General features: G+C 57.8%; 11 protein-coding genes and 1 tRNA gene. 4 read left to right on the top strand and 8 right to left on the bottom strand.

What is annotated here, in order from left to right; translation table 11 throughout:
- The first annotated feature begins 55 nt into the window (after window positions 1-55).
- Entirely contained in the window at window positions 56-856 is an 801-nt protein-coding gene (locus NW856_RS10895) for a photosystem II S4 domain protein (protein ID WP_414400245.1), read from the top strand.
- 49 nt (window positions 857-905) lie between these two features.
- Here the strand turns inward: NW856_RS10895 and NW856_RS10890 are convergent, their stop codons facing one another.
- From NW856_RS10890 to yidC, 4 genes are all read right to left on the bottom strand, one after another.
- On the bottom strand, window positions 906-1817 hold the full coding sequence (locus NW856_RS10890; protein ID WP_414400243.1) for a homogentisate phytyltransferase: 912 nt from the start codon (window positions 1815-1817) through the stop codon (window positions 906-908).
- An 8-nt stretch (window positions 1818-1825) separates the two neighbouring features.
- Window positions 1826-2314: a YceD family protein gene (locus tag NW856_RS10885; RefSeq protein ID WP_414381600.1), complete on the bottom strand. Its 489-nt coding sequence runs from the start codon at window positions 2312-2314 to the stop codon at window positions 1826-1828.
- Between the two features lie 89 nt (window positions 2315-2403).
- Complete coding sequence (locus NW856_RS10880; RefSeq protein WP_414400241.1) at window positions 2404-3015, bottom strand: protein jag; 612 nt, start codon at window positions 3013-3015, stop codon at window positions 2404-2406.
- A 70-nt stretch (window positions 3016-3085) separates the two neighbouring features.
- Entirely contained in the window at window positions 3086-4276 is a 1191-nt protein-coding gene (yidC, locus tag NW856_RS10875) for a membrane protein insertase YidC (protein WP_414400240.1), read from the bottom strand.
- Window positions 4277-4500: 224 nt separating this feature from the next.
- Between yidC and NW856_RS10870 the strand changes: the two genes are divergently transcribed.
- Both NW856_RS10870 and NW856_RS10865 read left to right on the top strand, forming a co-directional pair.
- Window positions 4501-4572, top strand: a tRNA-Asn gene (locus NW856_RS10870).
- 283 nt (window positions 4573-4855) lie between these two features.
- Window positions 4856-5374, top strand: coding sequence for an inorganic diphosphatase (locus NW856_RS10865; protein ID WP_414400247.1), 519 nt, complete (start codon window positions 4856-4858; stop codon window positions 5372-5374).
- 6 nt (window positions 5375-5380) lie between these two features.
- Here NW856_RS10865 and NW856_RS10860 read toward each other — a convergent pair whose 3' ends face one another.
- The 3 genes from NW856_RS10860 to rimP all read right to left on the bottom strand — a co-directional run bounded on the left by NW856_RS10860 (window position 5381) and on the right by rimP (window position 9270).
- Complete coding sequence (locus NW856_RS10860; RefSeq protein WP_414400238.1) at window positions 5381-6997, bottom strand: B12-binding domain-containing radical SAM protein; 1617 nt, start codon at window positions 6995-6997, stop codon at window positions 5381-5383.
- A 293-nt stretch (window positions 6998-7290) separates the two neighbouring features.
- Window positions 7291-8664 (bottom strand): transcription termination factor NusA, encoded by a 1374-nt coding sequence (nusA, locus tag NW856_RS10855; RefSeq protein WP_414387771.1) that lies wholly within the window; start codon window positions 8662-8664, stop codon window positions 7291-7293.
- A 135-nt stretch (window positions 8665-8799) separates the two neighbouring features.
- Entirely contained in the window at window positions 8800-9270 is a 471-nt protein-coding gene (gene rimP, locus NW856_RS10850) for a ribosome maturation factor RimP (RefSeq protein WP_414381586.1), read from the bottom strand.
- A gap of 301 nt (window positions 9271-9571) precedes the next feature.
- On the opposite strand from rimP, the gene NW856_RS10845 reads away from it, so the two are divergent.
- Window positions 9572-10087: a TIGR02652 family protein gene (locus NW856_RS10845; RefSeq protein ID WP_011433824.1), complete on the top strand. Its 516-nt coding sequence runs from the start codon at window positions 9572-9574 to the stop codon at window positions 10085-10087.
- A 77-nt stretch (window positions 10088-10164) separates the two neighbouring features.
- Here NW856_RS10845 and NW856_RS10840 read toward each other — a convergent pair.
- On the bottom strand, window positions 10165-10825 hold a 661-nt coding region (locus NW856_RS10840; RefSeq protein WP_414400237.1), incomplete at its 5' end, for a class I SAM-dependent methyltransferase.

Below are 10825 nucleotides of genomic sequence, written 5' to 3'. Positions count from 1 at the left end.
CAGTGCGGGGCTCCTGCGATTTCTAGCTGAACTACAAAGGTCGAAGCGCCTCAAAATGCTACCCAGAGCCGATTTGTTGCAAGGGGCAGAGTATCGAGAAACCTTGGCACGGGTCTTGGATTTGGGAGAGCAAGCCCTCAAGACCTGGCAAGTGGTCTGGAGCGACTTCCTCTCGCCACCGGAAATAGCAGAGGTGCAAGCTCGGCTGCGCAACTTGACCGAACTACAAGTGGGGGCCTGGGGAGGGTACCCCCAAGCAGAACGCCAACGCATAGCCCTGGCCCGCTCTGAGGTGGGTCTGGATGTCCGGGATCCCAAGCCCGACCCAGAAGGGATCCCATTGACCGCCATTCAGATTCAAGGCAACTTTCTCTTCGACCCGGCCACCCACCGCGATTTTCTGGGAGCCCTTTTGGGAGCCGGCATCGCCCGCGAGAAAGTGGGAGACATCCTCCTGTTGGGGGACTCAGGCGCCCAGGCCATCGTTGTGCCCGAAATGGTGGACTACCTCGCCCTAAACCTGACGCAGGTGCGCACAGTGCCTGTCAAAGTAGGCCGGATCCCCCTGAGCCAGTTGAACATTCAACCCCCCCGCGTCAAATCCATCACCAGCGTGGAAGCCTCTTTGCGCCTGGATGCGGTAGCCTCAGCTGGGTTTGGCATCTCCCGCAGCAAAATGGTGGAAGAAATCCAACGGGGGGAAGTGCGGGTCAATTGGAAGCCCATTACCCAAGCCAGCTACACCGTTGGCCCTCAGGATTGGATTGCCATTCGAGGTCGGGGTCGGCTGCAAATTGAAGAGGTAGCCGAAACAAAAAAAGGCCGCTTTCGGGTGCAAATGAGGCGGTATCTCTAGATTTTTTCCTGTCTGAGTTTGGGGAGATCGTTACCTCCAGGAAAATGCTCTAGAAAAAAGAGAAAAAGGCCCAAGGGTAAAGCAAATACTCCAAGTAAAACAACTTCCAGATCAGTTGATAATAGCCAACAATCGCCTCCCGACGGCTGAGATCCAGATGGACACCATAGCCCAAGAGGATCCCCAGCCCCAACACATGGCTCACCAACAGCCAGAGGCCGTTGCCCGCAAGGAGAAAAGAGATCCCCACCCCGATAAATCCCAGATAGCACAAGGCCAAAATGCCGATACAAAACCTTGAGATCCGCCCTGGCCCAAAGCGCAGCGAGAAGGTGGCAATGGCAAACTGGCGATCCCCTTCCATGTCGGGAATATCTTTGAAAAGGGCGATCACCAGCCCAAAAATCGACATAAACCCCGTCAGCCAAACAATCGGGGCTGAAAGCTCGACCCTTCCCTGCATCACCTGCTGAAAATGGCTGTAAAGGCCCAAATTGACGATCAAGCCGCGCACGCTGTAGATGCAAGCCGAGGCCGCCAGCGGAAAACGCTTCAACCGCAAGGGGGGCAACGAATAGGCCGTGCCGATCCCATTGCTCAAAAGCACCGTCAGCAGCAGATAAGGGATCCCGGCCATGGCCAGTAGGACGGACGCCACCCCACAACCCACGACGATCCCCACCCCCTGTCGCCAACTCAGGGATCCAGCAGCCAAGGGCAAATGGGGTTTGTTGATGCGGTCGATTTCAATATCCGTCAGTTGATTCAAGCCGACGATGTAGACATTGGCCGCCAGACAGGCCGCCCAAGCCCAGACCAACTGGGGCAGCGCCGAGAGAACCGGTTGCAGGGATCCGGCAGCCACAAACCCCGCCAACAGGTAGAGGCCCAACACGCTGGCGCTGGTGCCGTAGACGGTGTGGGGTCGAGCAAAACGCCAGAGAACTTGTGGGCGCAACATTCAACAAGCTAGGGAGAGTCTTCCAGGAGAGAAGCTAGAGCTGCCCAGCGGGGATCCGCCGTTGGTGCTGTAGCTTCCACCGCAATGCCCGGACAATCGGGACGGCAGGGCAACTGGCGGGGCATCTCCAAATGCAGGTGCTGGTACATCCAGTCTTCGACATCCAGCTCACCATTGGGGGGCAGGCTCTCCAGCAGATCTTCTTCGTCTTGCAATTCCAGCTCCAAGGGGAGAGGTTCGGGATCCCGAATCAAAATGATCTCCTCAACTTCCAGGTGCAGCCGGTGGTTGAACTGCTGTAGGCAGCGGTGGCAGGTGAGGGTGACAATGGTACGAGCTTCAGCACTCACTTCGAGAAAATGGCCCCGATGGCTGACTTCCAGGGATCCCTCCACAGGGGTCAAACTCTCAAAGCCCGAAAAAAACTGCCTAAACTGCAATTCTTGGGTTTGACCGGGCATCTGCCGCAGATCCGATAGACGAATTGGCCTCAGCATGGCACCCCCCTTCACGCGTTTTGGGTAGCAGGGATCCCTGTCGTCACCGTAGCAAGAGGGCCAACTTGTTCCCAGCCCTCTGCCCACTCTCAAGATGGGGAAGCTGCCCGACGGATAACCAAGCGCCGGTCAGGCTCTTTGCCACGGCTGAAAGTTTCCAGATCGGCATAGGCAGGGTCATTCAAGAGAGTATGAATTTGCCGACGCTCGGCAGCCGAGAGATCGGGAAACTCGTATTCCCGGCCAGTGGCCCTCACCTTTTCCACAGCAGCGGCAACCAAAACCTTCAGCTCCTGCAAACGCCGCTGCCGATAGCCGTCCAAATCCAAAATGTAGGGCTGCTGCTGGTCTTCCGGCTGGTTCAGGTTGAGAAGGGTGTTGGCCAGGTACTGCAACGCATCCAGCACCACGGGGGAGCGATCCTCCTCTTGAGGGGAATCTCTGGAAGATGGAGAGGGCAAGGGGAGGGCTTTCGCCAACAGCAGCCGCTTCTGAGCTGGGGTCAAAGAGTCTGCCTCAATTTCCAGCACCTCCCCCACCACCCGCACCGCCGCTGGGATCCCCATAGCCGCCAGCACCTGCTGTAACCACTGCCTGGCTCGCTCTTGATTGGCCGCAAAGGTGGACTTGTTTGGCGAAGGGGCAACGGTTCCCTCAGATTTCCTAGCAGCAGATCCCGTAGAAGACTTAGGACGGCTCATCCTGGGCAGCTTCCAACTTTGAAGAGGTATCAACACTCCACCACAAGTCCACCCCAACAGCGAGGATCCCCTAGGGCTCAAAGGGCAAGGATTCCCGTCCCTCCTTGGCTGCTCTGGGCTTGGTCGATTTTTCCACTTCCTTGGCCTCCACAGTGATCGCCTGGGCGGCCCGACGGCGCTCCTCTTCCACCAACTGCTGTAAGTTCTCCGGCAACGGCTCCCGCGAGAGCAGGAAAGTCTGCACCGTTTGGAAGATATTAGAGACAAGGATGTAGAGCAAAACCCCTGCCGGCAGAGGGAAGAACAGGAACATCGCCGAGAACAGCACAGGGGTGATCCGAGCCATGGAACTTTGGCTGGGATCCTCTTTGCCGGTATCCTGTCCGGCATTGGTTAGGTACTGGTTCAGGTAAATGGACACCCCAAAGATGACGATCATGGCGATGATATCCCAGTGGATGGTGCCATCTTCGTCGAAGGCCCCCACACGGCCCAACTTGTCGATGAACAGAAAGCCGGTGTCAGAGGCCAAACCGGGAATGGACACCTGCACGGTCACATCCCCCGGCTGCAGAGCCAGCAAGGTGCCATCCGGCTTGATCTGGGCACGATCTTCCCCTTTGGTGATCTTCCAGGTGGGCTGTAACAGACTGGGATCCCCACCCGCTTCGGCCACCAATTGCTCAAAAGGCTTGCCCCCCGGCCCTTGAAGCAGAAATTGCACCTCCTCCCCAACGGCAACTTTGGTGCCTTTGGGTTCCACCAGCACCACCGGCTTGTGAAGAGAGTCGGTGACAAAAATGTTCTTGCTGGGGCTGACGTAGGGGGCGGGCACCACCTCAGCCGCCATTTCCGCCGGCAGGATCTGCAAGTTGACATCGTAGGTCACCGCTGCAAAGGGGGAGCCCCGCAGGGTGGCAAACAGGGCAAACAGCACTGGCATTTGAATGAGCAGTGGCAGGCAGCCCCCCAAAGGATTGGCCCCCAGCTCGGTATAAAGCTTGGCCTGGGCTTCGCGAAGCTTTTGCGGGTCGTCTCGGTATTTCTCCTGGAGTTCTCGCATCCGCCGCTGCATCACCGGGCTGATCACCTTCATGCGCCGCATGTTGCGGATGGATCCCACATTGAGCGGGTAGAGGGCAAAGCGGATCACCAACGTCAGGAAGATAATGGCCAGTCCATAGCTGGGCACGATCCCATAGAAAAAATCCAGGATCGGCAGCATGACGTTGTTGGAGAGAAATCCGACTCCGAAGTCCATGAGGGGCGCTGGCAAATGTCCGTAACCATTGTAATGGCTTCCGTTCGGTTGACGAGGGCGTTTTCAGGGTTTGTCCCCTGGATCCGTCAGATAGACCTGAGAAAGGCGAGCAATTGAGCAAAATCAAGCCCGCTCCACTGAACAGGGATCCCAAGGCCAAACCAGAACCCCTCATCGGCAGTTGCCTAGCAGTCCTTTTTTCCCCTATGATGAGAAACGCTTGATCCTCGGTAGCTCAGCGGTAGAGCGGTCGGCTGTTAACCGATTGGTCGCAAGTTCGAATCTTGCCCGGGGAGTATGTCTGAGCCAATCAAGGAAGCCGGATCCGGAACCCTATCCTTCCAGGCGGCTCTGGGCCTGCTGAGGGAAAGGGGGAGAGAAAACCCAGTCTCCCATCTCGTCGAGGAAGATGCGACGCTAAGCCAGACGTGGAGAAAATAATGTGAAGCAATGTGAAGGCGGCTAAGGGTTTCGTCCCGCCTGTTCCCGGCAAGTGTCAAGAGTCTCTGTCCTTTGGGGCAAGGAGTATGTCAGAATACCCTCTGGCTGTCTATTCCCAATCCGAGGGTGCTTGCTGTGATCGACCTGTCGCGGATCCCTGCCCAACCCAAGCCCGGCCTGCTCAACCTCTTGATTGAGATTCCCGGCGGCAGCAAAAACAAGTATGAGTTTGACAAAGACATGGGAGCAATGGCGCTGGATCGGGTGCTCTATTCCTCGGTGCAGTACCCTTACGACTACGGCTTTGTGCCCAATACGCTGGCCGGGGATGGGGATCCCTTGGATGGCTTGGTGATCATGGATCAGCCCACTTTCCCAGGGTGTGTGGTCACGGTGCGACCCTTGGGCATGTTGCAGATGATCGATGGCGGGGATCCCGATGAGAAGCTGCTGTGTGTGCCTGCTAAGGATCCCCGCTATGCTTCGGTGACCAAGCTGGAAGACATCGCCCAGCACCGCCTGGATGAGATTGCGGAGTTTTTCGCCACCTACAAGCGCTTGGAAAAGAAAGAAACCCAGATCTTGGGCTGGAAAGGCTTGGCCGAAACCGAGGCGATCATTGCCAGCAGCATCGCAGCTTGCAAACAACCCCAATAGACATCTCTAAGGGATGCGAACAGAAAGAGCTTCCTGGCGATGTTGCAACAGTCGCTCCAGGGTGAGGGGCCCTTCGATGTGTTGCCAAGGCAAGGGATCCCCTGGATCCCAGTGGCTGTGCACGTAGTAATCCAGAGGCGGCAGTTGCCCTTTAAGCGCTTTGAAAGCCCGCCGGTAGCTCCCCAAGGATTCCCCAAAGTCCCGCGCCAACTGCAAGACCTTTCCCACCCGCCGATCCCCTCGCGAGATAAGGGCCTGGATCACGGACCAGCTATAGCTTTCCGGGCGAAACTCCACCCCCAGGGGACGCAGGTGTTTCTGGAAAAACTGCAGTTTTTTCTCGGCTTTGGGATCCACTCCGTACCACTGAAAAGGGGTGTGGGCTTTGGGCACAAAGGTGCTGCACCCCAGCGTTAGGCGCAGGCCGGGAGCCGCTTTTTTGAGCTCTTGGAAAAGGGCTACTGTGGCCTCCAGATCTGCCTGGGTTTCCGCCGGGATCCCTACCATGCCGTAGAACTTAATGCCCTTCAGACCTCCAGCCTGGGCGTGGGCTGCTGCTGCCAAGATTTCCGGGTTGCTTAACTTCTTGTTGATGATCTGGCGCAGTTGTTCTGAGCCACTTTCGATGGCCACCGTAATGGACTGGCTGCCCCGGCGGGAGAGTACCTGCGCCAGACGTGGGGTTACGGTAGCGGTGCGCACCGAGGCCAAACTGAGACGCACCTGCTCGAAGCGATCCTGGGCCAAGTGCTCCAGCAACTGCTCAAATTGGGGGTGCTGGGTTACAGAAGCCCCCAGCAACCCAATCCGCTGAGTGACCTGCAGCCCCCGCTCTACCGCCGGGATCAAATGCCCCTCCACATCCGCCACCCGGAAGGGCAACGTTAGGTAGCTGGCCAGGCAAAACCGACACATCTCCGGGCAGCTGCGCACCACCTCCACCATGTAGATGCTCTCCCAGGCCGCTTTGGGGGTGACTACTGTGGAAACCGAGAGGGTGTTGCCGCGGAAGGTGTGTTTGCGGATGGAGCTAGGGATCCCGGCCACTTTGGGGAGCACCTTCTCCACCGGGCCGTCGGGCTCCCGGTATTGGGGTTCATACAAGCCGGGCACATAGATCCCTGGCACCTGCGCTAGCGCCTGCAATTTCTCAGCCCGGGATCCCTGGCGCACCTGCCGATAGATCTCAATCATCTTCTCCAGAAGACCTTCCCCATCCCCCAACAAGATCAGGTCAAAAAACTCGGCAAAGGGCTCAGGGTTGGCTGTCAGTACCGGGCCGCCGCCAAAGACCAAGGGGTGGGCTTCTTCCCGCTCCTCAGATCTGGGAGGGATCCCGTGCCGTTCCAGCAGAGCCAGGATATGGACATAATCCAGCTCCCAGGACAAGGAAAAGCCGAACAGCTCCGGCTCCCGGGGCAGGGGCTCAGCCAAGTCTGTAAAGAGGCGGGAGACGGCCACATCTCGGCGGCTGGCCAGCAGACTCCAGATGACTTGATAGCCCAGGCTGGTGATCCCCACTGCGTAGGTGTTGGGAAAGGCATAGATCACCCGCACTGCGTCGGGGTCAGGCGTGGCCGGGGCAAAGAGCAACTGCTCCAGGGCAAACTCTGAACTAGCCAAGGGATCCCGCTGTGTTGGATTGAGGTTTGGGTTCTGGCTCGGAAGAGTTTTGATTTGCCTGCCGAATTTTTTTGGCTCCTGCATGCTAACAAAAGCTAGCATCTTTCACCAGCGCAGATTGCCGGAACAGGGCAGTTCTGCCCAAGCAGGCAGGAAAACCCCACATGCGCCATTGCGGTCTCGGTGCAACCGCGATCCCCTGCAGCAAAACTCATTCCAAAGCCCAGACTTCCGGCAGAAGCCGCCCTCTACGAGCAAAGTGTACGGGCAAAGTGAGGGTAGAGCGTATATCATTACCCCTTCGGCTGGGCAATGTCGAACTCGGCGTCGTAGTCGAAGTCCTCCTCTTCGTCAGCCCAGTCTTCTTCCAGCCTATCGTCCCCCGCCAGCTCCTCTTCCTCCAGGCGGCGCTTTTCTTCGTATTCCTCATCCTCCAGGCCCAAAGCAGCCCGCTCTGCCCGCCGCTGGAAGCGCTCCAGTGCCGCTGGAGTGATGAAGGGATAGGGCAACCCTTGGGCTTGGGCTTCCTCCAGCGCTGCGCGGTAGCTCTCCACTTCCTTGATGTCAATTTTCCAACCGGTGAGGCGGGCTGCCAGGCGCACATTTTGCCCCTCTTTGCCAATGGCCAAACTGAGCTGGTCGCTGTTGACCAACACATGAGCTTGCTGGATTTCCGGATCCACTAGCCGCACCTCCACCACCTTGGCCGGGCTGAGGGCATTGGCAATGTAGGTGGCAGGATCCGGCGACCAGCGGATGACATCGATTTTCTCGTTGCGCAGCTCCGCTACCACCGCCTGAATCCGGGATCCCCTCGCGCCAATACAGGCCCCCACTGGATCCACGTCCCGCTCCACCGTATCGACCGCAATCTTGGTACGTGGCCCCACATTTCGGGAAGGGGGGTTGGCCTCCCGCGCCACTGCCACAATCCGCACGATATCCTCTTCAATTTCTGGCACCTCGTTGGCAAACAGGTTCACCACCAAGCCAGCATCGGCCCGGGAAACCAAAAGCTGTGGCCCCCGCCGGGATCCCTCATAGACTTTCTTGAGATAGACCTTCATCACCGCGTTGGGAGTGTAGCGATCGCTGGCCAGCTGTTCCTTCTTGGGCAGTTCTGCTTCCACCTCAGGTTGTCCGAAACCGCTGGATACCGACATGATCACCGTCTGCCGCTCGGTGCGCAGCACCCGTGCCTGCAGTACGGTTTTTTCCAGATCGCGGAACTCTTCCTGAATCAGACGGCGCTGCTGATCCCGTAACTTTTGCGCCAGCACCTGCTTGGTTTGGATGGCCGCCATGCGGCCAAATTCCGCCTGTTGTGGGGTGACATCATCTGTGACTTCCCAGCCTACTTCGGCTTCTGGGTAATCCTGCTGCACGTCGTACAGAGAGATCTCGTGATCCGGATCCTGTACCTGCTCAACGATGGCTTTGGTGGCCAAAACGCGAAAGCCTCCTGCCTCCACATCCAACTCCACATCGAAATTGCGGAAGTGGTCTTCTGCGAAGACCACATCTCGCTGGATGGTTTTGCGGTAGCGTTCGTAGCCCTTGAGCAGCGCCTCTCGCAGGGCATCGGTGACCACATGGCGGGGCAAGTTGCGCTCCCGCGAGATCATCTCCACCATTTCCGCCAAACCCGGCAGAGGCACCATCGCCATAACCACTGTCCTCCTGCACAAACTTCGTGAAACTTGCTGTTGCTATTGCTCCACAGCGGGAACTGAACCCGCATCTCTGATGCGAAGGGAGGGCCGCACCACCTGCGGTCAAACGCTCTCTCTATCTCTGGTCTCCTAGTCAGTTTCCGATGAGAGGGCAACCCGCTGCACCGAAGCGCGGGGCAACTGGACTCGCCGCCCCTTGAGAGATAAGGCAACCCTCTCCTCATCCCGACCCAGCAGGTGTCCTGACCAAACGGCTTTGCCCTTGTAGGGTGGATCCAAGGTCACCTCCACCGCAAACCCTTTGAAAACCACAAAGTCGCGATCGCTGGTGAGAAGGTTGCTAATGCCAGGGCTGGACACCTCCAACACGTACTGGCCTGGGATCAGATCCACCCGATCCAGCTCGACTTCTAAGGCTTGGCTCATGGCTTCGCAATCGGCATGGCTGGTTTCTCGGTCGGGATCCAGTGGGCGGATATCCACCCGCAGAACTGGCGGATGCTGGTTGGTGTGGAAAACCATCTGCACCAACTGGTATCCCAGTTGAGCGGCCACGGGACGGGCCAAGCTCTCCAACTGTGGAATAAGAGGGTGAACCATAACCAACTTGTCACCAACCGGGTGTTACCGCCAGATCCAAACCCCTTTGAGCCGGAGCTGGCAAAGGGGACAGTAAGCCCCCTCAAAAAGCAAAGAAGTGGGTACCACCCACTCCCCGTTGCTATCGCGGAGCTCCTTGAGGCTCGCCCAGAATCAGTACAGACTTCGAGCGCATCCCCCCTGCCTCCTAATTTAGAAGATCTCCTCCGGTTTTGTCATGGGGATCCCCAAAAGGCAACATCTATAATGTGGACAACTGCGGATTTGCCCGGATGTCCAGCCGCGTTTTGTGGGGTTTCCTATGACTGTTGCCTTTTCCTACCCGATCTTCGGCCCCAGCATTCAGTGCCCCCACTGTCGGCAAACGATTGCGGCCCTCACCCTGACCGATACCTACCTCTGCCCTCGCCATGGTGCATTTGAGGCGGATGCTGAACAAGAGGAGCTGGTACACCTGCAATCCGGACGGCGCTGGCGCTTTTGGGAAGGTCGCTGGTTTCGTCAGCACACCCACGCCGATGGGATCCGTTTTGAGATTCATGAAGAATTGGATCGGCTGCGCATGCAAGGAATGCGAGCCACTCAGGTGATCGTGGCCGAGCGCTACCGCCAGCTGCTCACCCCTTATCTGGAGCAGGGATCCCACCGTCGCCCCGGCCCACCTCGCCTCTATGGTTTGCCCGTCAGCTTCAGCTCCCAAATCCCAGAGGATAGGGGTGGATCCCCTCAGCGCTGGCGGGTGATCAACTTTGAGCTGACCTACGAGATCGACCCGGCCATGCGGCAGCCGCAATCCCGTCTGCAACTGTGTGATTAGACTGTGTGATTAGACTGTGTGATTAGAAAGGCGAACAGGTAGAGAGCTGTTGGAAAATTGGTGGCTGCTCAAGTCTTCTAGAACTGGAAGTTTCCTTCCGCGGCGGGAAGCGCTATGCCTTGATAGGTGTAGCCAATGAATCTCGGCTGGTCAGGCATATAAAACCGCTCCAGTTGCTCAAACCGAAACCCCGCTTCTCGGATCAACCGGGCCATATCTCGGTTGAGGTTGCAGCCATCTGCAATCACTTTTTGGAGGGGGTTGAGACGATTTTGCCATCTTTGCACCTGGGGATCCTCGCTGAGGCCGTGTTCGAGAAAAAACAGCTTGCCCCCCGCTTGCAACACCCGCCGGATTTCCCCTAAAGCCTTGGCCACATTGGGAATGCTGCACAATGTCCAGGTGCTGACCACGCTATCAAAACTCTGGCTTGGAAAAGGCAGTTTCTGGGCATCCGCCACCTGCCAATCAACGGCGATGGGAGAAGAGGCAATGCGCCGACGAGCCAGGGATCCCATGCCAGGATCGGGGTCTACCCCTGTGATCTTGCGAATGTGCTCTGGGTAGCAGGGTAGGTTGAGGCCGGTGCCAAAACCAATCTCCAGAACGGATCCCTGCACATGGGCCAGAAGCTGCCGCCGATAGCGCTCCATCCCTTCCCCCGAGAGAGCTAAATCCAACAGCCGCGGGAAGATTATTCGGCGATAGAGCATGCCTCTAACCCCCAAAACCCTGAAC

It is taken from the genome of Synechococcus sp. R3-13 (genome assembly GCF_047462195.1).
Taxonomy (GTDB): Bacteria; Cyanobacteriota; Cyanobacteriia; order Thermostichales; family Thermostichaceae; genus Thermostichus.
The sequence above is the reverse complement of the archived record's forward strand: the minus strand, read 5'-3'. Positions and strand labels throughout refer to the sequence as shown.

Bases quoted from the DNA above. Each gene is read 5' to 3' on its own strand.
- NW856_RS10895 (WP_414400245.1), top strand. From the start codon at position 56: ATGCTACCCAGAGCCGATTTGTTGCAAGGGGCAGAGTATCGAGAAACC.
- NW856_RS10890 (WP_414400243.1), bottom strand. From the start codon at position 1,817: ATGTTGCGCCCACAAGTTCTCTGGCGTTTTGCTCGACCCCACACCGTC.
- NW856_RS10885 (WP_414381600.1), bottom strand. From the start codon at position 2,314: ATGCTGAGGCCAATTCGTCTATCGGATCTGCGGCAGATGCCCGGTCAA.
- NW856_RS10880 (WP_414400241.1), bottom strand. From the start codon at position 3,015: ATGAGCCGTCCTAAGTCTTCTACGGGATCTGCTGCTAGGAAATCTGAG.
- yidC (WP_414400240.1), bottom strand. From the start codon at position 4,276: ATGGACTTCGGAGTCGGATTTCTCTCCAACAACGTCATGCTGCCGATC.
- nusA (WP_414387771.1), bottom strand. From the start codon at position 8,664: ATGGCGATGGTGCCTCTGCCGGGTTTGGCGGAAATGGTGGAGATGATC.
- rimP (WP_414381586.1), bottom strand. From the start codon at position 9,270: ATGGTTCACCCTCTTATTCCACAGTTGGAGAGCTTGGCCCGTCCCGTG.
- NW856_RS10845 (WP_011433824.1), top strand. From the start codon at position 9,572: ATGACTGTTGCCTTTTCCTACCCGATCTTCGGCCCCAGCATTCAGTGC.